Genomic DNA, 20,364 nt, shown 5'->3' on the forward strand with positions numbered 1-20,364 from the left:
ACGAGGTGGCTTTTATATGCGCTAATATTCTTACGCATTTATGATTTGGTCATTTACAAATGCTTGGATAAAAAACAACTCATTCTCATTTGGTTCCCTTTTATTTTCTGCTGCAAACTTTTCTTTAGAAGCTTCCAATGAAGTAGATTTCACAGCTTGACTTGCAGACGTTAACTCTTGCCAATAAAGATTCATTTCATCCAAATCACAAATCGACTCATGACCAAGCAGGGACATACTAGCATCGTATTTTTGGATATCTTTGATCATTGGCAATAATAAAGACTGATTGAAATGAAACAATGAATTGGTGGTTTTTCCATATGCACAATCCCCTAAAAAAACAACTTTCTCATCAGGAACATAAACGATTGTTGAATCGTTTGTATGTGTACTTTTGATTTGCTCGACCTGGCAGACCTTATTTCCCAAATCGATCGTTAACGTCTTTTCAAAGATTATATCTGGGGAGTTCAACTTGAAATCATTTCTGTTTGGGATGTCGTCTTTTATAATCTCCATACACTCGGCACTCATTTGATTATTCTTTACGTATTTTTGAAGTGAGCTGTCATTATACGAAAAACTTTGCCATTCTTTTAGTAATTCATTTGTTTGACTGTTAACTATTACTGACGCATCGAACTCATTCATTCCCAAAAAATGATCCCAGTGCGCGTGTGTAATGACGACGTATTTAATTGGTGGTACATTTAGCTTTATTATTTCTGCTAGAAATTCTGTGGCGTGCTTACTGGAATTACCAGCGTCTATGATTAGGCTGTATTTTTCTCCGCATACTAAGCCTAGAGCTGGTCGTTCTAACTCATCCTGATTCGGTAAATAATAAATGGACTCACTTAATTTAGTTAACATGGTATATATCTCTCCTCTATTTTAGCTATTAACTTTATGAAGGAGAAAATCCATATTTATATTTTAGAAACGAATAAAATAAATTAAGATTTTCCCCGATTATTTTTTCACCATTGGATTGTACCTCCTGTGCAATATATGGAAAAGTGTACCATATCCTAACTGTTTTGAGTTTTGTTTATTGATTATACGTAATTCTTTAAACTATTTTTCAAATATTTTGAGAAACTCAATATTAACGAAGTCGGGCATATTAACAAACAAGTACCATTATGAAAAGCGAATTACAATGTAACGTTTGTATATTTTTAAAACTTATAGTACTGAATTTTAGTATCACTATCTACTTTACTAAGTTTACAGATGACAGAGTTATCTGAATAAAAATAGCAAGAATTTTTTTCTTGTTTTTTGGAAAAGTGTACTTTTACAAACACTTATCTAAACAGAGAAAAAGAAACAAAAGCAGAAACAATCTGCCTTTGCTCCTTTTTAGCTGGGAGGGGTAATTCAGATAAGAAATGATATACTTTTAGATTTTTAACTCTTATGTTTCTCTGATATCAGGTGCTTTTTAGGTTGATAGGACGATATCAAATAATATAATCCGGGCAAGATAATGAGAGACCCGATTCCGATGTAGACATGCCGAATATTCAAGGCTAGGAAAGGCAACGAAGCGAATAGAATGCCGAGTGGCATGGTAACCCGAAGAAAGAACAATCGGACAGCACTCAATTGGGCCAGTCGATCCCTTGGGGCTTCCCGTTGGAAAATGGCGGCACTTTGGGCATTGAACAGAGGGAACAGGAGTCCGCCCATCAGTTCACACATCCACGCGAAAGGAACCGAAGGGACAAAGAATAGCAGCACAAAGGAAAATCCGCCGCCAATCAAACCGAAGTACATCAGTTGGGGGCTTTTTGGCAGTTTCGTCAGCAGAAGCATACCCATCACATAGCCGATGGGAAAAGCCCCTTTGAAAATGCCGTACTCCCAGGTTTCGCCTCCCAGTTCGCCCCGAATGAACGGAACACTTAAGACCAGCGTTGCACCTATGGCAAACTGGACGGTCGAGGATAGAAGCGTTAACCGCATGAGCTGCGGGTAACTGAAAAAACTCCGGTAACCTTCTTTCATTTCGGACCACCAGAACTTCTTGGTCCAAACTGCCGCTTTTTGTTTACTGGATTGCGGGATGCGGGAAAGTGCTAAGAAACTGATAAAGAATAAGAGTGCTGAGATGCTATAAATCCACTGCATGGGTACGAGCAACAACAGAAGCGATGTGACACCGGGCGCAAGAAAACCCATCAGTCGCAGTGTTCCATCTAGCAAGCCGTTGGCATCGGTCAGTTCTTCGTCAGTGCAGATTTCCGGCAACAGGGAAAACGACAGGCTGGCAAAAATGGGCTGGAGCAGCCCCAAGATACATTGCAACACCACCAAACCGATGATGATTCCGGTGTCTGTTCCTATCCAGAAGCCAACTAATGGCAGCAAGTAAGCACCAGCTCGGATCAGTTGGATATTTTTCAGTACTTTCTCTTTGATGACGTGATTGAGAAATGGCGAACTAATGCCCTGCAGCACCAATGAAGGAATGAAATAGACAAGCCAAAGGATGCCCATCCACTCCCGTGAACCGGTCAGTTCGTACAACAGTAAGCCATTGATAATAGCGCCGGCAGCACCGCCGAACTCCGAGACGATTTCACCAATCCACAGTGATTTAAAGGACTTGGAATACTTTTTCAATATTCGGCTCCCATGTATCGTGTCAATTGACTAGAAAACGTTTCGAGTTTATCCGTATTGATCGAATAAATCCCTTTTTCCACCTGAATGAATTTGGCGGCTTTCAATATGGCCAGCTGATGATGAAGCGTTGTTTTTGATGTGTTGAATTGACCACTCAATTCTTGAAGAGACAAAGGCTTTTTCTGAAGCTGAAAGAGCAATTTCAATCGCAGTTCATCCCCTAACGCTTTATGTCCGCGAATCAACTCATTCGAAGGAACGCCCGGTTCCAACAGATGTTCTTCTTTGACTGGATAGAAGAAGAGTTTGGTGTCAGCTGTACGGATAGTCAGCACCCAGGGGCGATAAGAAACCTGCGGCATGAGCTTGACCGACCAAATTGAAGGTTCAGGCAGGTACTCGACACCGCCCGTTACCCGTTCTATTTCGGCTACTGGATTTCGTGCATCCACTTGGCGATGCTGTTTCTGCTCAAATGCCACTGCCTGTAGCCATTTCTCCCATTCCTTTTTCTTCGACACCCAATTTTCCCATTCCGTTAAGACCTGAGTCATAAGGTCACCTATTTCTGATGGTGATCGTTGGTAAAGCTGGTGAACATACCCCTCTAAATAGTCGTGTCCTTTAAACAAATCGGCATACCTTTCCCATATTTCCGCTTGGTCGGGTTTTCCGGCAGCTTCGTTTCTGTGCGATTCCGATTGCCGGTCGTGGTAAGGAAGGAGGCAGTCATAAAAGGCAGTTGTTGAAGCAGTAGAAAGTGAATTTGAAAATTCTTGAACGGAAGCCGCAGCAAACTGATTCTGTAACAGAAGCATGCCGTACCAGAGATTCGTATCTTGAATCTCTTTTAACAGCTGAGTCAGCGAGGGGGGCATAACACTTTCGCCAGTTGACCATTCTTCATCCAATTCAAAGGTGTGCCGCAGCTGAGTGTGCGTATAACCGGCAATTCCTAAAATCAATTCCCACACTGGTGACTGTTCCACTTTCAGCTGAATGGTTTCGGTAGGTGAAGCTGAATTTAAAATTTCCAACAGGATCCCTCCAAGAGTTCTCTTTTTATTTATTCTATATTATTTGAATTTAATATTCAATGAAAATGGAATTATTGATCATTAGAGATCTTTTAAAGAGGAAGAATAATAATAGATTTTACTATCATTAGCTAATTAGTCTATCTATGAGTGGTAATCAAAAGTTGTTTAGATTCAAGACGTGGTTTATAAACAAAAGAAGTGAAGAAGCTCACCGTCAGCTTCTTCACTTCTTTTTACTGATTTGATTTTTTAATTATACATTTGAAATGTTGCGATTCTGTGAAACGGTTAATTGGTTTTAGTGACTAAATTTACTGACGAGAGCCTGATAAAATCTTCTGCATCTTTGATGCATACAGCCATTCCTTTTTCCCAAAAGTTCTCTTGTGTAATGTCTTCCCCTAAATGTTTGCTGGCCAACTCTTCAACAGACATTTTCCCGGTGTCTCGAAGTAGCGCCAGGTACCGCTGTTCGAATTCTTTTCCTTCTTCCAGGGCTTTGGCATACAGGCTGACTGAAAACAGGTAGCCGAATGTATACGGGAAATTGTAGAAAGGAGAAGTGGTGATATAGAAATGCGGCGTGGAGATCCAGGAATGAATAGGCAGGTGGCTCATGGAACCAGCGTAGCCTTCCGTAAGCGCATCTTGCATCATGTCATTCAATCGATCTGCCGTTACCATTCCCTCTTTTCGCGCCTCATAGAGTCTTTCTTCAAAAAGGAATCGGGAGTGCAAGTTCATAAAATTCATAACGCTGCGTTTAATCTTTTCATCAAGCAGTGAAATTTTCTCATCTGCACTCTCTGTCTGTTTGATCGCTGCATCCAGCACAATCATTTCAGTGAAGGTAGAAGCCGTTTCGGCAGTGGTCATGCCATATTGTCGGTTGAGCGGATCAACCGATCGCATGGCTTCATTGTGAAAAGCATGTCCTAACTCATGAGCTAGGGTCAATATACTGGCCATGGAACCATCGTATGTCAGGAAAATTCTGGACTCGTCTGTAAGAGGAAATCCGGCACAAAAAGCAACAGCAGCCTTCCCTGACCGGTTTGCCGCTTCGATCCATCCCTTTTCAAAAGCGGAACGGGCAAAGCTTTCCAATTCCGGACCAAAATGATGGAATTGCTGCAGAATAAATTCTACAGCTTCTTTGTAGCCGATTGAGGTACTGTTTTCCTTAAATGGCGCCCAAAAATCATAAGAAGGCATTTGATCATTCCCGGCCAGTTTCGCTTTAAGGTCCAAATAATCAACAAACGGCTGCTTGTGCCGAGTGACGACTTGCCACATCGCTTGTAACGTTTCTTCTTTTATCCGGTTGTCTTTTAACGGCGTTTCCAATCCGGTCAGTGTCCCTCGGTGTTTATCTGTCTGCAACCGGAACCCTGTTATGTGATTGAGGATTCGGGATATGGTTTCTTCTTGGCCAGTCCAAGCATTTTCGAGTGCGTGAAATGCTTTTTCTCGAATCTCTTTGTCAGGGGCGGAACGCAAGTTAGTGGCTTGGCCAACCGAATATTCTTTTTTGGTTCCATTTAGTTCGATTGGTACCCGTAAATTATTCACGATGGAACGGTATAAATCGCTCCAAGCATGATAGCCATCGGTCATTAAATCAGCAATGACATTTTCGGTTTCGGTGGAGAGAGGGGAATCGGCGTTTTCGCGCCATTTGGATAGAATAAAACGGTGATTCTTTAGGTTTTCGGTTTTCAACAGCTCGTTCCAGCTCGTCTTTTCTATACTGGATAGGAACTGCTGAAAATGGTGGAGAACAATGTTATACGTGGCTTTAATGGAGGCTGTTTTTACTTTAAGAGCCACCGCTTTCTTATTTTTAGGGTTCTCTGCGAGTAAACAGGTAATAAATGAGGTCACTTGGGAAAGGAATAATTGGATACGGCCCAAATTCCTCAAAAAATGTTCGATTGTTTTCTCGGTAGGGCGGCTCTTGGATTTAGACAAGGAGTTTATTTCTTCGGTGAGTTCTTGTATTTCGGTTTGCATCTGTTTCATCAAGTTAACTAATTGTGGGGAATCGCTTCCTCCTTTAAATATAATATCCAGGTTCCATTCTTCCAGATAGACTTCTTCCTTCACTAAAATTCCTCCTTAGATTCGCACAAGCAAGAAACGTACGTTCTGATTCAGTGTATAACAATAATTGGAAGAAGTCGAAATGATTTTAAGCTGTATTTTTAAGCTTATATATGAACGCTTACTGAAAGAGTAAGGCTTCATATAAAGTTTTCACTCTTTCATGTTTGTAAAAGTGTACTTTTATAAAGCTTTAATTTCTGGAATTATACACTAACTATTTTGGTTCTAAATGTATTTAGCTTATTCCATTTTTAAAAATGTAATTTTCAATTAATAAAAAGAAAAACCTTGGGATTTTATGTTAAAATATGGATTTAGATGCAATTTATTTAAAGTATAGTTCAATTGAAAAGTGCCATTTAACTTAAATTCATCAACTGACTTAATTAATGGATGCAGTATGTTCTACACAAAAAGGGGGAATGACTTTGAGACAACATACATCGCATAGGTACACAGTTTCTAAACACTTTGTTTCAGCTGCAACAATTGTACTCAATGACAAAAAGGAAATTTTGCTGATTAAAGGTCCTATGAGAGGTTGGGAAATGCCAGGTGGAATAGTTGAAGAAGGTGAGTCTCTGAAAGATGCTGCAATCAGAGAAACGAAAGAGGAGTCAGGAATTGAGATTGAAGTTCTTAAATTCTGTGGGGTCTTTCAAAATGTAAATAAGTCAATTTGTAATACGCTCTTTTTAGCCAAGCCAACTGGTGGAAGATTAACAACTTCTTTAGAAAGTTTAGAAGTAGGGTTTTTCCCTATCGAGCAGGCTTTGAAAATGATAACCATTGAAAATTTCAGACAAAGAATAGAGTACTGTCTTGATAGCACAAAACAACCATTTTGTGTAGAATTTTAAGTTCAGTAGAAAATAGTAATAACGGTTTTGGCTTTCCAAGTAACTTATGGATATTATTCGAATAAGACGAGTAGTACGATATCCGCAATCGGGTGCTTCAATTGAATAAGCTACCAGATGCTTTGATTTAAAATTTATATTATTGCATTTATCCATAGTTTACACATCAGTGTGTTACAGAAGGTAAGATCAAGTATTAGTTTCTAACCTTTTTAGATTAAAAAAACGTACTTATAAGTACAATTTTAATTACAAATTATTGAATATACTCCTATGTTTTTAAAATGGTAAAATTAGTATATAGAACGGTGAGAGAATTATTAGATGAAAAATAATCTATTACATCTTCTATTTAGAAAATAGCTTGTACTAGTAAGAAATTGAAAAAATAAGATGGAGTGGGGGGGAACAGGGTTGAACCGAATAGCCATCTTGTTTGTATTGTCAACAGCGCTCATGAGTGTAAGTTACTATGCATTACGACTTGAACCGATGAAAGATTGGGTGGCCCTTAACTTCACAGTAGCAATGATTACAATTGGACCAACGTTAATTTATTTGTTAATAATCAGACCAAGATCGATGCTCAAATTATGGGTTTACCTCTCGTTTCTAGCCTGTTTAGGGGTTGCTTACCTGATCATTCCATCCTCGCAAAAAGGCTCCTTAAACACAATCTTATTCTGGCTTCTGCCTGTAATAGAAGCAAGTGTTATATTAATTGTGATTTATGGAATCGTTAAGAGTATTCGGACCTATCGCTCAGCGCAGTTAGATGGAAAACTCGGTTTTCTAGAAGTAGTGGAGAATGCACTTAAACCCAAGTTAGGAAACGGGTTTATTTTACATGCCGTTCTGACAGAACTAACTGTTTTTTATTATTCGGTATTTGTATGGTTTAAAAAACCAAGTGCCATGGAAGAAAATACTTTTACGTATCATAAAGATTCGCAGATAAAGACGATTGTTATTTTATTTTCGGTTCTAATTGTTGGAGAAGGCGTATTATTTCATTTTTTGCTTCAAAGATGGAGTGATGTTATTGCGTGGATCTTTACGGTTCTAAATACTTACGGTTTGCTCTATATCGTCGGGTTATACAATTCGGTAAAGTGTTTGCCACATGTTGTTGGTGAGAACTATTTGATCATTCGCCTCGGGTACCAGAGCAGTATCAAGGTGGACATTCTTAATATTGAACGGACCCAAGTGGCAGAAGTACACAGTATCACGGATAAAGCAGCTAAAGGTATCTATTATTCCTTATTAAAAATAGATTCCCCCCACTATGAAATTAGTTTAAAAGAACCTGCATTGATGGAAGGTTCCTATGGAAAGAAAACCTATGTCAATTCAGTCGTATTTAGAGCGGATGACTCGAAGCGACTTGTGGAAGCTATTGAAGGCATACAATTATCTAATTCAAACAGTGTAAGAAAGGAACATTTATGATAGACAATAGATAACGGGAGGTAATCGTCTTTATCTATTGAGGAACTGCAGCTAGAACTTCATAGAAATAAGTTAATATATCAGCAGTTATCAGAAGCTTTATTAATATAAGAGAGAAGATGCGATTGGATCGCATCCACTCTCCTTTTCGTCTCTTTCAGTCGAAAAAGAATTCGAAGGAATGAAATCTGAACTTGGCTCAGATTATAAAAAAATTGTTTGGTTATTTTTTACGAAAATCAGCCAATAGACGTGACAATACCTCTAATTGAACAAGGAACGATTGATGAAGGCAGACTGTTTTATTTTGGCATACACTCGTCCTTCCGTAACCAAGGCTGGGGTGAATATATTCATAAACTTTCACTGCATCTTCTCAAAAAAATGGGTGCACTTACTATATTGGTGCCACCGGACAAAGTAACCTTCCCATGCAGCGAATATTTCAAGCTAATGGGTGTGAACTGATCGAAAGAAAATATATCTACAAACTAAAGATTGGTCTTAAGTGAAAGTCAAAATAGGGTAGGAATTGATGAAATGATCTATCTAATAGCCAATTTTAAAAGGGGTGTTTAGTATGAAATTGAATTATCCTAAACGGTTAAAAAGAGGAGATGCAATCGGTGTAACAGCGCCTTCTAGTGGCGCATATGAGTCTCTGCACATTCTCTTGTTGAAAGCGAAAGAGAATGTAGAAGCATACGGATACAAAGTAGTGGTGGGTGAAACGGCATGAACTATAATCAACTAGAAATTATAAAGATAAAAATTTATGAATACTCGTTTACCAAGTAAGAAGAAACTTCCTTTATGCAACTAAAAATTCAAAGCAATTGAAGAGTATGATACATCAGGATTATTAAAGATTTGAATGTAACTTAAGTGCAGTTAAGTTACATTCGGTTTATTGCAGCAGGAAATTTAATACCAAATGTGGAAATATAGGATACGCTAAGATCATCTGAGTTTACCAAATAAATTGTCGTTTGCTTGTGAAACTAACGTAGAGAATCGTGAAGTAAGTGTAAGAGGAGACGCTAATGAAAAAAAAGAAATCAGTCATCATTTTATTAATAGTAGTTGGAATTCTGTCATATGGAATTTATTGGGCATTTTTTGATTTGAGTAGGTTTAAGCAGGAATTAATTACTGAATCAACTTCTCCTGATGGAACTTATACTATTAATGCCTATCTTAACAATACACACGCTACTACCCCTTATACTGTATTAGGCGAGTTAATTTTCAATAATTCAAATAAGAGATCCAAGGAAATTTATTGGGATAAAGCTGAAAAAGCAGATATTCAATGGATAGATGAAAACACAGTAGAGATTAATGATATTAGAATTAATTTACCCAACGAATCCTATGATTTCAGAAAAGGAATTCACTAGTAAATTTGGGTTTTTAATGATTAATTTGAAATAGTCATTTTGAATGTAACTTAATGTGAATTAAGTTATATTCAATTTTAGGCAAGTAACCAAAAGAGGTGTACAGTAAGATAAACTTTCATACTGGAGATGAAAATGTGATGAGTAGAGGCAAAGAAGAAGAAATCATTTTCGATACGATGCATGAAGCTGATGTATGGGCTGATTCAATAGCAAATGAAATGTACGGAAGGCTTTATGATCGTTATAACACTCCTGACTATAAAATAGCCTGTGCTTTAGCTTTTAGATTAGCTGCCATTGAAAATTGTAGAGTTTATGCCGAGACCGAAGAAAATAGATATAAAGTATATGCTGTGTTTGATACTTCGAATTCATAAATTTCCTAAAACAGACTTATTTATGGGCTTTAACTCAATTAAAAATATCTAATGTAAATGGAACGTATTAGCAAGTAAGTTACATTTATTGAAGCTAAAATCAACTTTTATTTTTAAAAAAAGAACTTCAAATTTAAGAAGTTCCTCCTTTGAAATTAGTTGCTATTATACTTGCCATCTCTAATAGCTTTTCGATACTTACCATCGTCTTCTTTAATGGCAATCGCTTCGTCTGTACTTACTCCCGCTATTGAATAATATTTCGCCCCTTTTTCATATTCATTGGAGAAGTTCCCTGTATACGTATCTTCTCTATCGGAATAAATCGTAACTTCTCCAATTTCTTCACCTATTTCTTTTACATATTCGCTGCTTATCTGATAAACATAGTCATCCCATACGACGAACGAATAGACCCATGATGTTTGTGCATTTCCTAGTGAACAGCCTGTTAAAATGCCTAAAATGCATAAAAAGGACATAAATACAGCTAATCGGTTTCTTTTCAACGAAGTCCCTCCTCGATGTCTAAATTTTATATTAGTACGCACGAAGTGCTTGGCAGGTTTCAATAACAGAACATAGACTAGAAAAAAGTTAAAGTCTTAAGAACTCTTTCGACAGAATTTGAATGTAACATAATGATAAGTAAGTTATATTCAGATCAAGCATTCTACTAGCTTCACCAGAAAACCTAACCAAACTAATTTCATTAGAAGAAATAATACATTCATATGATAGTTCCACAAGGCTCTAAAGTGAGAATTTTATAGCTGCAAAAGTGCGAAGTAAGTTTATATGCCAAGACTTAGTGGAAGAGAGGTGCAATGTGCAGCATTTTACATATCAAGTGCCAAAATCGGTTCATCGATCAACAAAACTGTCCATCTTAGATAAACAGGGAAAAACCGTATTTATATTGCAAAAACGTCCTCATAAATTTCTCGCAGCTATTTTAAATGCATCATTACGGACTGGCGTACCTTATACTTATAAAGTTTCAAATGCAAGTGGAGAAGCCTTGTACAGTATCGATTGTTGGTTCCCAGGATTTCGCTATGAACTAATTGATCATTTGTCTGCCAAGTTTGTTTCAATTACACAGCAAAGAGTGCAATTGTTGGAAATAGCTTATTCTTTCAGACTAATGAACCGGGAGTACTACTTTAAGAAAGATCACACAGGTACAGGCTATCTAAACTGTGAAAATACAACAGTCGCCATCGTTTCAATTCCTTCTTCCCTTTATATTTCAGTGGTTGACAGCATTCATGTTGCTGCAGAAACTGAACAAGTAGCTGCGCTTTCTGCGGTACTGTTTCATACTTTTTATTTTTATAATGCGTAGAGAAGAATGTCACAAAACGACCGACTGCTAAGTCTTCGAAGCAAAAAGTAGTTATGCCTTCGATTCTAAGAAAGTTTACATATGACAGCTTATTGGTAGCAGAGAATAGCGATGAATTTCGCGAGGATTTCCATAAGGTATTTTAAGAAATGTGTATAAACAATAACCATCCTTCATGCGGAATGAACTTTGTTATTCCTCAAACTGATGTTGATTCATTCTTTCAGTTGTAATCAGAGCTTCAAGTAAAATTAATTTTACTAATTTAGAATGCGAAAATAGCCAATATCGCACTCTGCTATGTTCTATAGAAAATTTCAATAGGGTAATTAAAGTATGTTATATTTGTTGAATAGATTCTCTTTAGAGACAAGAAAAGTAGGTGGAAAAGATGGGGAAATTCGGATTGGATAGCAAAGGACAGGCAGCTGTGACAAAGTATCATGAAAAGCACAAGCCTGCTAAATTTGATAAAAAGCAACAACTTGAAAAAATACGTGCTGAGTATTTGAAAAATAAGCAAAAACAAACAGATAAATAATGTGAATGAAAACATAGGAAGACTAAAATCTCCCTATGTTTTTCTTATTGGAAACACTTTTTTCAATCGAGGACAAAGGGTTATCGACACTCGATTTTGTCTAGAAACGCCTAAAACCTTTACTGGTTTTAGGCGTTTTTTTGTTGTGTTGTAATATGTTAGTTTCCTCTGTCGCTAAAAGCTTCAGTATATATGTCTCCTGTGGTTTCTATTTGTGCCACCTAATTTACGTAGTTTCTTGTTCTTACCCATTGTCATTCCCCCCTTCTTGCTTAATAGGGTAATTTACCTGCGCAATCGCTTCAAAGCAGCTAATGTTGTAATCCTCCATCAAACAGGATCGCGTAGATAAATAATAGAGCGTAATAAAGATAGGGACCGTAAACAATCATACAGATTCCAAAAATACTAACCGCAAGTAATTTAAAACGGTCATTTGGCAAATACCACATAAGAACTAACGCAAGGATAAAGAAAAAAGTCGAATAGATAAATCCTACAAGTTGAAATGCGAATAATAACACCACCATTAAGATGGAACAAATGATTACAGCCAGTACATGGCCACTAATAAAAGGTTCTTTCTCTTCTACATTCATTAAATCCACCTCTAAGTTTTTTCTCTTATTGGTTATGCATTTCTTAAACATGATTAAAATTGATGAATTTGGTTCCATATGCTTCAGTTTTATCCTGGCTAGAACGTTTCCTCCAATTTTTGAACTTTTGAGTGAGATATTAAATAGATATCGCCTAAAATATCGATTTTGTCTCCTTTTACACGTAGAGCGCAATCTTTATTCGATGCATAAATATCTATTCTTTCCGATAAGAGAGACAGTTCCTCTTGAACCAGCAGCATATTATTTTCAAGATCAAAGTGAGACAGGACAGAAAAATGATCAAGGCCAATGCCGGAGTAAACAGAGCTTTTCTTGACTTGATACCCAAAGTTTTTAGAGCATAGCCATTTCGCTGACATATTAATTGCCCCAGCACTGGCCCCTAATACAACGGCGTTGCTTTTTTGAATCCAATCCGCCAATTCGTAGTCCATCAAAAACTTGTTTTGTTCAAGCGTGTTTCCGCCCAATAAGAAAATAACAGAAGCATCTCGAAGCAAAGCTCGGGCCTCTTCTTTTTTAGAGCGATAGTCAATTAAATGATATTCATCAAACAGAATGTTGGCTTGTTCAAGCCATGAAAGCTCTGTAGCTCCAATTTCTTCATTGGACAACGGGTTTGCACTAATCATAACAAGCGATTTTCTCTGTGTTATATCTTCTTGTAATGCCTTACTTAAATTCTCCGGAAAAAATTCGCTAAACCATCCTAAATAATAGTGATTTTTCATAAGTACCTCCATGGTATTCCATCTTCGTTAGTTTATAAGGCGGCTAATGAACTAAATTGTTGTTCTTACTGATTAACTTCCAGCAATCATTTTTAACGATACTTAGTTTTTACAAAACATAATTTTGTAAGAAAGAGATAATGCCAACGACAAAAACAAGAAATGTGGATGTAAAAACTTCTATCCACGAGAAATCCAGAGATCTAAAAAGTGCGACAGCTAGTAGACCTACAATAAAATAAACAGGTATGAATTTTTTTGATAAAAGCAATTCATTCAAGTAAGAAAACTCCTTTAGTATTTAGAATGAGCAGGGAAGTCAATGGAATCAAAATGAGAGCATATAAAATAATGGATGAATCTAGTTCAACAAAGAAGTTGTGAGTGATGAGAAGTACAATGCCCACGGTCAAAGAAATTCTAACTACTATATCCAATTTCTTTTTGGCAGAAAAGAGTTCTTTTTCATTTGGTTTCGTTTCTTTTTTATCAATTGAATTAACTGCAGCTATTGCAAAGGCAAGGATTGCCCAAGTTGCAAGAGCACTGTCTATAAAAATTAAAAACACTGCGATTGCCAGTAAAGAATATGGCAATGCATTTGAAGTGGAATCGCCTTTAAGTATTTTAAAAACCTCCCAAATGAAATTTTTTGGACAGAGTTTAGACCTCTTTCATTTATTAATATTCCCATTTATCTACCATAACATAGTTAGAAACCGGTTATTTCAACGTGAAGTTAAAAGCTGAGTTTACTTTGTTCTACATTAAGGCATCGCTATTCGTCAACATCTATTTTAGATCGATGGAAATAAAATAGAAGATATAAGACAATCTGTAAGTAATTCCATTATTCTCTCAATATGGTAAGGTAGAAGAAAGGATTTAGAAGCAGATTGAAATTTTGAGAGTTTAACAATGAGTAAAAAGCTGACTATAGCTTAATTTTTATGGGGATATTCAAAGCAGATTGAGGAAAAGTGACAGAGAACGTGAGTTGTTAAAATCTTTACTAGGAGGACTGATATGGCCAAAGCCAATAAAGCAAATCCCAATATTCTATCTAAGTTTCTAATTTACATGGGTTTGATGATTGCGCTGCTTTATTTCATTTATTACCTAAATGTATTCCCAGGTGCAGTAGATTATCTGGAAACGGAAGAAACTATTACAGTAGAACGCAATACTGAGAGTGAGACATACATCTTCCAAAAATCTGATCTGGATACAAGTGAACTATTGGTATTAAGCATCTTGAAAATGGAGATTGGGACGATGCAGAACTTCTTAGTTTTGTTTAGTGTCTTTATTCCTTTAGGTTTATGTTTCATCATAGAAAGAGATACCTACCAGTTTTTAAATTTTAATAAGCGATTAAAGTTTTTAGTTCTTTTGTTGATTTTTTTCTCGGTACTGATTTTCTTAGCAATTGGTTATATGCGAGTCTTGAGCAGTATCGAAGAAAACTTAAAGCTATTGCTGTCACTATAGCAGCAATAACAAAGTGTATTTTTAGTATTCAACGATGAATAGAGGAGGAATATAATGAAGAAAACAATTTTATTAGTGATGATGCTGATGGTATTAAGTGGTTGCGCAAATGGAGACAGATACAACTTTTCAGGAAGCAGTGAAAGTTGGGATGTTTTTTATGCAGTAGATATTTCTAATGGCAATGAGCAGGGAACTACTGGCACGATTAATTACACGGGTGAAGAACCGGCTCCCGAAACAATTGATTACAAAATAGAAGCCAATTCAGGAGGCTCTGAAGGAACAGGCACAACTTTAGATGATGGAACAGCAAATACCGGAAGCGGTGTGTGTGAAGGTTGTTCTGTCATACAAGAGGATGAAGAAATAAAAGTGGAAATTAAATGGGACGGGCAGACAGAAAGTTTAATTCTGACCACTGACAAATAAAAAAAATCGGTGTGCAAAGATACGCTCGTTTCTTCGCACGGTTCTTAAAAGGAAATAAAGAACAGAATCTAACCTCCACCTGAGTATCCAGTGGAGGTTAAAGGTTTTATGATGTATTTAAATCTCTAATAACCTCAAACATCTCGTAATAAAGCCCTTTTGCAATTTCCTCGTGCTCCTCTTCCGTTAGATCTTTTTTCAAAATATTAAAGTGCCAGCCTGAAGCGCCGTTGTCGGCTAGCGGGTAATAGCCAAAGGAAAAGATCTCCTCATCCTGGACTCTCTTGGAATAATCCGCATAACTTATTTCATCATCTACAAAGGGGAAGTAATAAGCTTCCGTTCCGATAAAGAAAAACAAGACATCTGAATTTGCGAAGACTTCTGTATATGGACCATCCGCAGCTCTTTCCAGATACTCTTCCATCACAAAAAAACTATCGTACTGTTCAACTGTTTGGGTGGTCAACTCTTCGATTTCCACCCGGCTGAACGTAATTTTCTCAGATGCTGCTTCCGGCGGTGTGCCTAAAACCCCTATTTCGAGATTTCGTCCTAAATATTCTTGTTGCTGGTGCCGGTTCCCTGACTTCTCAATTTCTTCGATGGATTCTTCCGTCAGTGGACTGCAGCCCATTGTCATCAAAAGCAGGGAAGAGAGTATGATGCTAGCGGTAGATGATTTTACCATTTGCAGAACCTCCATTCGGTGTTTTTTACCTAAGTAGTTGATCTAGTCTGCTGCAATGTAGAAAAAAATTTTCAAAGTCGCTATTGATAAATTACCCTAATTTTTAGGAGGTTAACGTAAATTGATGGATTCGTATGCTGGGAAAATGGAATAGCAGGATTAATATAGAAACCTATTCAATTATTTGGCGTTGAAAAATAGGATGCTTAGAACAAAGGTATTATGGATTATGTTAAAAGAAAGTTATGCTTAAAGACTTTTCATTATTAATTATCTGATTATTGTGTTAATATTACAGCGAAAATACTAACAAAAGGAGATGCTCATCATGAATCAGCAAGAACCACTGGAAAAAGAAGACTTCCAAATTGCTCAAGACTCTGCTGAACCTGTCGAACCAGTGCCGCATGTTCACTACATCGATCACAGAGATGGCTTAATTGAGCCTATCGTCAAGCAATACGTGCCGCTGCAAGTTGGGTTCGTCATTTTTTCAATCATCATGTTGGTAGCGGTCTTTGTGGGATCCACTTCAAATATGTGGGGGTTGGTCGAATGACAGGGGAGCATTATACGATTTATGCGAGATAACAAGAAGCTGTCTAGAGGCTGCCAAAGCGATTTGAGACACAGAAAAAACACCTTATGTTGAAAACGGGTATGAAAATACCAGTGATTCAACACGGAGGTGTTTTTTTTCTGCACCCTGACTTTGCCAAATGTCTTTACTTCGGTTGTGTCAGTAAGAATTAAGGCAAATTCAACGTCTTCCGATCTATATTGTAGCGTTTTTATCTTCAAAATTTTTCAGTCGTTCTATAGTTTCTGCCACTATCTTAGCAAGAACATGGTGGCCAACATCGTTTACGGCAATAATGAAGTTTCGATCAATTAACTATAAGCGGTTTTCGGTTTCATACAAGGACTTTCTTATGGTTTCCGTGATAGAAATACTTGCTTAGAGAATGGTTCTTAAGCTGCCACTTAAAAGCCAACGGTACAGCCAATAAAGTAAGGATGAAACTTCAAGGAGCCACAACCGTATAGTTAGTATAAATAAATTAAAAGGGGATGTTTTGAGTGAACGTTAAAACTTTCTATGGGTACAGCGAAAAAAGTATAGACCGAAAAATAAATGAATTTCTCGAAGACTCCACTTTAGAAATTATCGATATAAAATTTACTGCACCTATTTTTTACTTTAGTGCGATGGTAATTTATAAAAAAGCTAATACTACGAAAGAAGAAGTATTTTAATACTGGAAACGACTATCATCTTGGAATTCAAAAGTATTGAGAAAAGGGCGAAGTTTATTGGGAAAGTTAAAATTTATCCATTAATAATATGCCTATTAGTAATTTCTTCCATCACTATGGCGTTATACGCTTATCGGAGTTATATGGAACAGGAAATAGCGAGTGGGGTAGCCTTTATCTTGATAGCCATGTCCCTGCTCGCAATGGCGCTGCATAGTTTTTTCAGGAATAGAAGGATCATGATGAAATAGGTAAGTGAACTTTGTCTGAAATAAAATGGATGTTTTAGCATTTTTAAATTATATTTTTTCATTTATCCAGTTCATCACGAGTGAGGCAGTTTGTTTAGGCTTATACCATTAAAGCAGATACAAAGAATCTGGAATTGCGATTGCTGTTACATTTTTAATGTTTTCTTGTAACTGGAGAATGTCTCTAGTGGCCTGAATGTGTCTAATATTCTCTAAAAATTTCTTTTTCATCAGTATACATCGATTGTTCTATGCAATTATTCCAGCTAGAGTAGGTATATCAAAACGTCATTTCTGGTTGATTTTGTGGAAAAGTAACCTCGCCGTCAAGTAAAATGAATCGTTATTCATTGTGGATTATTATCCTTCCTTACACTGCAATCTTAAAATTTTGCATTCTTCTCGTCTTCCCTCACATATAGATTCTATGAACTCCTCTAAAAAGATTGGTTGGATTTTTCCCACTCACTCCAATACATGGCTTCATTTAAGTTAGGATTATTTTTCTCCACTTTGCAGATAAATTCCAGACTGTTTCCATCAGGATCATCAAAATGTACTTTTGCATGTCCGAATTTGTCATTTGGCATTACAAAAGGTTCAGTTGGTTCAAAACCGAAAGCTTTTCTTGCAAAGATGCCTTTTTTCCTAAGCCAATCAATTGAAATTTTTAAGTCCTCCAGTTCAACTTCAAAAGCGAGGTGGCGAATGGAAGGATGTTAGTCCAATTGGACTTTTTCCGTTTGCCACAACCCCAACCAGCTTTTTTCTTTTTCAATCCATAGAAATGCCACGCGGTCCCCGACACGATGATCAAATTCAAGTCTGAGACCTTCGTAAAAACGAATGGAACATTCCAAATCGCTGACAGGCAAATGTGCTTCGTAAAGTCCTTTAATCATAGTCGCTCATCTCTCCTTTTCATCTAGTTCATTCCCTTTCAAAATATACTACTTTATCAAATTGTGAGAAATGATTTTCATTTTCCGATAAATCTATAAGTGTTTTCATTATACAATAGTTTTATGGAAATTAATTGGATTTAAATAGAGTAATTGGATATAGTAGTTAAAAGAAAGAATTTTCTTTTAACTATATGAAAAAGTGGATTTGCAAGTATTTTGTTTAAGAACGAATTCGATAGATTGAAATATAAAAGAAGTAGTATTAAAGACTTCATAATGGAGGTATTTTATAAAATGGAAACCCTAATTCATACAGAATATTTTACTTTGAGTAAGATAGCTAATGGTGTATTTGCAGCAATGGCGAAAGCAGGAACCGGCGCCTTGAGCAACGCAGGATTTGTTGATTTAGGATCGGATTTGCTTGTGTTCGATTCGTTCAATACTCCATCTGCAGCTCGGGAACTAAAGAAACAAGCTGAAGAACTGACTGGAAAAAAAGTGAAATACCTTGTTAATAGTCATTACCATGGCGATCATATTTTGGGAAATCAAGTTTTTAAAGATGAGATTATTATTTCTACTGAGATAACTAAAGACTGGATCAGAGAAAAGAGCGCCATAGGGGATGTAGATACCGAACTTAAGGAGACTCAAAAATTTCTAGAAAATCTAAAATTGCAGATTTTAGCAGAGGAAAACGAAGTAATCAAGCGAAGCTTAACCAATCAATTTTTGGAAATGGAGAAGTTGTTAGCTGAACTGCCTACTTTACAGATTGAACTACCTAATTTTACTTTTGAAAAAAAGTTAATTATTTATGGAACCGAGCGGCATGTAGAATTATATTGCCTAGGTGGAGGGCATTCGCCGAGCGATACATTTTTATATGTTCCACAAGAAAAAGCGGCTTTTATGGGGGATATAGTAACCGAAGAGTTACATCTGCCCATTGTACAACCGGAAGAGTTTTTGAGTATATTGCAATCTGCCAAGAAAATGAATATACAGGCCCTCATGCCTGGGCATGGAGAAGTTGGGAATACTAAACAAATTGACACCATGATCCAATACATATCTATGTTAACAAATTCAGCAAAAGACGCGCATGAGACTAACATTTCTATAGAAGATTTTGTTTCATCCTTTATACTGCCTCAGAAGTACAAAGACTGGAAAGGCAGCAAAGGAATCGAACGTAACCTGGTGGAAATTTACAATTTCTATGTAACAAACAAAGTGGAGAGCAAGTCTTAACTTCTTCAGTAATAAACTGTGAAACTTAAAACAAGTATTTAATCCTTAATTGTTGGGGGGAATAAAAATATACACCTCAAAGGAAAGAAGCATTTATTTTGATAAGATAATAGCGAAATTGAAGTCCTTTAGTCTAGTAGAAGGTATCGTTGAAAAAATTAGCGATAAAAACTTGAGGAGTTCTTCTAAGAAATTAAAGGACCTATTTATTAAAGTAGTAAATCAAAGTTCTATTTTTACTTTGGATGCTACTTTACATAAAATTCTCAAAATATCTCTTATTTAGATTGAGGGATTCTTAACTCTATGGAGTATGAAGAAAGTGGTTGAGTAGCAGTAGTTTTATCTGCTACTTTATTTCCTGCTATTTTTATTTGGCTTAATAGTTTTCTTAATGGGTGTTTACTAACACTTTAAAGAAATTGAACTTTAAAGTGGGCTAATAATAGAAATGGTATTAAATACTATTTACATATCGTTACAATCAAATCAGTAATAGAGCAATCCTAAATATGTTTTAAGATATACAGATAACTAATCTGAAAATTAACTGGAGGTGAGCTCATGATTTCGCAAGCTTTGGTGTCACAAGGAAGTAAAATTTTAATGGTCCGTCAATATGTACAAAGAGGCGATGTTGTTTGGAATTTTCCGGGTGGAGGAATTGAAGATGGAGAAACTCCAGAACAGGCGTGTATTAGGGAAGTAAAAGAAGAAACGGGATATGATGTAGTAGTTAAGAAGTTGTTATTTGAGAAATCTAACAAATATACTTTCGTTGCTAACATTGTAGGCGGCAATCTCAACTTAGATTCTACTCTTCAGGCGAATAGTGATATTTTTGAAGTCGCTTGGATATCGATAGACGAACAAAGGAAGTTTGATAAAATCACCGCTCCGCTATTAGAGTTATTGCTTAGTCAATAAAGAAATATACAAAAAAAGTTGTATATTGCCTAAAA

At 36.6% G+C, this 20,364-nt stretch carries 22 protein-coding genes and 1 pseudogene; 14 read left to right on the forward strand and 9 right to left on the reverse strand.

What is annotated here, in order from left to right:
• Positions 1 to 30 precede the first annotated feature (30 nt).
• The 4 genes from AC4EHK_RS16645 to AC4EHK_RS16660 all read right to left on the reverse strand — a co-directional run bounded on the left by AC4EHK_RS16645 (position 31) and on the right by AC4EHK_RS16660 (position 5,783).
• Positions 31 to 876: an MBL fold metallo-hydrolase gene (locus AC4EHK_RS16645; RefSeq protein ID WP_490979886.1), complete on the reverse strand. Its 846-nt coding sequence runs from the start codon at positions 874 to 876 to the stop codon at positions 31 to 33.
• Between the two features lie 540 nt (positions 877 to 1,416).
• The gene (locus AC4EHK_RS16650) at positions 1,417 to 2,634 is read right to left on the reverse strand and encodes an MFS transporter (protein WP_490979887.1); all 1,218 of its coding nucleotides are present in this window, start codon (positions 2,632 to 2,634) and stop codon (positions 1,417 to 1,419) included.
• Positions 2,631 to 3,674: an ArsR/SmtB family transcription factor gene (locus AC4EHK_RS16655; protein ID WP_490979888.1), complete on the reverse strand. Its 1,044-nt coding sequence runs from the start codon at positions 3,672 to 3,674 to the stop codon at positions 2,631 to 2,633. The genes AC4EHK_RS16650 and AC4EHK_RS16655 overlap by 4 nt, the downstream gene beginning before the upstream one ends.
• A 291-nt stretch (positions 3,675 to 3,965) precedes the next feature.
• Positions 3,966 to 5,783: a M3 family oligoendopeptidase gene (locus AC4EHK_RS16660; protein ID WP_490979889.1), complete on the reverse strand. Its 1,818-nt coding sequence runs from the start codon at positions 5,781 to 5,783 to the stop codon at positions 3,966 to 3,968.
• A gap of 422 nt (positions 5,784 to 6,205) precedes the next feature.
• Between AC4EHK_RS16660 and AC4EHK_RS16665 the strand changes: the two genes are divergently transcribed.
• From AC4EHK_RS16665 to AC4EHK_RS16685, 5 genes are all read left to right on the forward strand, one after another.
• A complete protein-coding gene (locus AC4EHK_RS16665; protein ID WP_490979890.1) occupies positions 6,206 to 6,643 on the forward strand; it encodes an NUDIX hydrolase in 438 nt (145 codons plus the stop codon).
• 414 nt (positions 6,644 to 7,057) lie between these two features.
• The gene (locus AC4EHK_RS16670) at positions 7,058 to 8,095 is read left to right on the forward strand and encodes a hypothetical protein (RefSeq protein WP_490979891.1); all 1,038 of its coding nucleotides are present in this window, start codon (positions 7,058 to 7,060) and stop codon (positions 8,093 to 8,095) included.
• Positions 8,096 to 8,675: 580 nt separating this feature from the next.
• Complete coding sequence (locus AC4EHK_RS16675) at positions 8,676 to 8,834, forward strand: hypothetical protein (protein ID WP_490979892.1); 159 nt, start codon at positions 8,676 to 8,678, stop codon at positions 8,832 to 8,834.
• A 304-nt stretch (positions 8,835 to 9,138) separates the two neighbouring features.
• Positions 9,139 to 9,495 (forward strand): DUF5412 family protein, encoded by a 357-nt coding sequence (locus AC4EHK_RS16680; RefSeq protein WP_490979893.1) that lies wholly within the window; start codon positions 9,139 to 9,141, stop codon positions 9,493 to 9,495.
• Positions 9,496 to 9,635: 140 nt separating this feature from the next.
• Entirely contained in the window at positions 9,636 to 9,875 is a 240-nt protein-coding gene (locus AC4EHK_RS16685; protein ID WP_490979894.1) for a hypothetical protein, read from the forward strand.
• Positions 9,876 to 10,030: 155 nt separating this feature from the next.
• Here AC4EHK_RS16685 and AC4EHK_RS16690 read toward each other — a convergent pair whose 3' ends face one another.
• Positions 10,031 to 10,384, reverse strand: coding sequence for a hypothetical protein (locus AC4EHK_RS16690; protein WP_490979895.1), 354 nt, complete (start codon positions 10,382 to 10,384; stop codon positions 10,031 to 10,033).
• Positions 10,385 to 10,704: 320 nt separating this feature from the next.
• Here AC4EHK_RS16690 and AC4EHK_RS16695 point away from each other — a divergent pair, with 320 nt between their 5' ends.
• A complete protein-coding gene (locus AC4EHK_RS16695; protein WP_490979896.1) occupies positions 10,705 to 11,223 on the forward strand; it encodes a tubby C-terminal domain-like protein in 519 nt (172 codons plus the stop codon).
• 391 nt (positions 11,224 to 11,614) lie between these two features.
• The gene (locus tag AC4EHK_RS16700; RefSeq protein WP_490979897.1) at positions 11,615 to 11,764 is read left to right on the forward strand and encodes a hypothetical protein; all 150 of its coding nucleotides are present in this window, start codon (positions 11,615 to 11,617) and stop codon (positions 11,762 to 11,764) included.
• A 311-nt stretch (positions 11,765 to 12,075) separates the two neighbouring features.
• Here the strand turns inward: AC4EHK_RS16700 and AC4EHK_RS16705 are convergent, their stop codons facing one another.
• Both AC4EHK_RS16705 and AC4EHK_RS16710 read right to left on the reverse strand, forming a co-directional pair.
• Positions 12,076 to 12,363 (reverse strand): hypothetical protein, encoded by a 288-nt coding sequence (locus AC4EHK_RS16705; protein WP_490979898.1) that lies wholly within the window; start codon positions 12,361 to 12,363, stop codon positions 12,076 to 12,078.
• A gap of 98 nt (positions 12,364 to 12,461) precedes the next feature.
• Positions 12,462 to 13,118: a Type 1 glutamine amidotransferase-like domain-containing protein gene (locus tag AC4EHK_RS16710; protein WP_490979899.1), complete on the reverse strand. Its 657-nt coding sequence runs from the start codon at positions 13,116 to 13,118 to the stop codon at positions 12,462 to 12,464.
• Between the two features lie 387 nt (positions 13,119 to 13,505).
• Between AC4EHK_RS16710 and AC4EHK_RS16715 the strand changes: the two genes are divergently transcribed.
• The 3 genes from AC4EHK_RS16715 (at position 13,506) to AC4EHK_RS16725 (ending at position 15,041) form a co-directional block, all read left to right on the forward strand.
• Complete coding sequence (locus AC4EHK_RS16715) at positions 13,506 to 13,868, forward strand: hypothetical protein (RefSeq protein WP_490979900.1); 363 nt, start codon at positions 13,506 to 13,508, stop codon at positions 13,866 to 13,868.
• 276 nt (positions 13,869 to 14,144) lie between these two features.
• Positions 14,145 to 14,609, forward strand: coding sequence for a hypothetical protein (locus AC4EHK_RS16720; protein WP_490979901.1), 465 nt, complete (start codon positions 14,145 to 14,147; stop codon positions 14,607 to 14,609).
• Positions 14,610 to 14,663: 54 nt separating this feature from the next.
• Positions 14,664 to 15,041, forward strand: a complete 378-nt coding sequence (locus AC4EHK_RS16725) for a hypothetical protein (protein WP_490979902.1) — start codon at positions 14,664 to 14,666, stop codon at positions 15,039 to 15,041.
• Between the two features lie 106 nt (positions 15,042 to 15,147).
• On the opposite strand, the gene AC4EHK_RS16730 is transcribed toward AC4EHK_RS16725, so the two are convergent.
• Positions 15,148 to 15,732 (reverse strand): hypothetical protein, encoded by a 585-nt coding sequence (locus AC4EHK_RS16730; protein WP_490979903.1) that lies wholly within the window; start codon positions 15,730 to 15,732, stop codon positions 15,148 to 15,150.
• A gap of 328 nt (positions 15,733 to 16,060) precedes the next feature.
• On the opposite strand from AC4EHK_RS16730, the gene AC4EHK_RS16735 reads away from it, so the two are divergent.
• Positions 16,061 to 16,291, forward strand: coding sequence for a hypothetical protein (locus AC4EHK_RS16735; protein WP_490979904.1), 231 nt, complete (start codon positions 16,061 to 16,063; stop codon positions 16,289 to 16,291).
• A 521-nt stretch (positions 16,292 to 16,812) separates the two neighbouring features.
• Positions 16,813 to 16,989, forward strand: a complete 177-nt coding sequence (locus tag AC4EHK_RS16740) for a hypothetical protein (RefSeq protein WP_490979905.1) — start codon at positions 16,813 to 16,815, stop codon at positions 16,987 to 16,989.
• Between the two features lie 688 nt (positions 16,990 to 17,677).
• Here AC4EHK_RS16740 and AC4EHK_RS16745 read toward each other — a convergent pair.
• Positions 17,678 to 18,142: pseudogene (locus AC4EHK_RS16745) on the reverse strand (VOC family protein).
• Positions 18,143 to 18,439: 297 nt separating this feature from the next.
• Here AC4EHK_RS16745 and AC4EHK_RS16750 point away from each other — a divergent pair.
• On the forward strand, positions 18,440 to 19,402 hold the full coding sequence (locus AC4EHK_RS16750) for an MBL fold metallo-hydrolase (protein ID WP_490979906.1): 963 nt from the start codon (positions 18,440 to 18,442) through the stop codon (positions 19,400 to 19,402).
• Positions 19,403 to 19,966: 564 nt separating this feature from the next.
• Positions 19,967 to 20,329, forward strand: a complete 363-nt coding sequence (locus AC4EHK_RS16755) for an NUDIX hydrolase (protein ID WP_490979907.1) — start codon at positions 19,967 to 19,969, stop codon at positions 20,327 to 20,329.
• Positions 20,330 to 20,364 lie beyond the last annotated feature (35 nt).

The sequence above is a fragment of the Planococcus sp. TJ-307 genome (genome assembly GCF_058268435.1).

Bases quoted from the DNA above. Each gene is read 5' to 3' on its own strand.
- AC4EHK_RS16645 (WP_490979886.1), bottom strand. From the start codon at position 876: ATGTTAACTAAATTAAGTGAGTCCATTTATTATTTACCGAATCAGGAT.
- AC4EHK_RS16665 (WP_490979890.1), top strand. From the start codon at position 6,206: ATGACTTTGAGACAACATACATCGCATAGGTACACAGTTTCTAAACAC.
- AC4EHK_RS16675 (WP_490979892.1), top strand. From the start codon at position 8,676: ATGAAATTGAATTATCCTAAACGGTTAAAAAGAGGAGATGCAATCGGT.
- AC4EHK_RS16680 (WP_490979893.1), top strand. From the start codon at position 9,139: ATGAAAAAAAAGAAATCAGTCATCATTTTATTAATAGTAGTTGGAATT.
- AC4EHK_RS16685 (WP_490979894.1), top strand. From the start codon at position 9,636: ATGAGTAGAGGCAAAGAAGAAGAAATCATTTTCGATACGATGCATGAA.
- AC4EHK_RS16700 (WP_490979897.1), top strand. From the start codon at position 11,615: ATGGGGAAATTCGGATTGGATAGCAAAGGACAGGCAGCTGTGACAAAG.
- AC4EHK_RS16705 (WP_490979898.1), bottom strand. From the start codon at position 12,363: ATGAATGTAGAAGAGAAAGAACCTTTTATTAGTGGCCATGTACTGGCT.
- AC4EHK_RS16710 (WP_490979899.1), bottom strand. From the start codon at position 13,118: ATGAAAAATCACTATTATTTAGGATGGTTTAGCGAATTTTTTCCGGAG.
- AC4EHK_RS16715 (WP_490979900.1), top strand. From the start codon at position 13,506: ATGAGAAGTACAATGCCCACGGTCAAAGAAATTCTAACTACTATATCC.
- AC4EHK_RS16720 (WP_490979901.1), top strand. From the start codon at position 14,145: ATGGCCAAAGCCAATAAAGCAAATCCCAATATTCTATCTAAGTTTCTA.
- AC4EHK_RS16725 (WP_490979902.1), top strand. From the start codon at position 14,664: ATGAAGAAAACAATTTTATTAGTGATGATGCTGATGGTATTAAGTGGT.
- AC4EHK_RS16730 (WP_490979903.1), bottom strand. From the start codon at position 15,732: ATGGTAAAATCATCTACCGCTAGCATCATACTCTCTTCCCTGCTTTTG.
- AC4EHK_RS16735 (WP_490979904.1), top strand. From the start codon at position 16,061: ATGAATCAGCAAGAACCACTGGAAAAAGAAGACTTCCAAATTGCTCAA.
- AC4EHK_RS16750 (WP_490979906.1), top strand. From the start codon at position 18,440: ATGGAAACCCTAATTCATACAGAATATTTTACTTTGAGTAAGATAGCT.
- AC4EHK_RS16755 (WP_490979907.1), top strand. From the start codon at position 19,967: ATGATTTCGCAAGCTTTGGTGTCACAAGGAAGTAAAATTTTAATGGTC.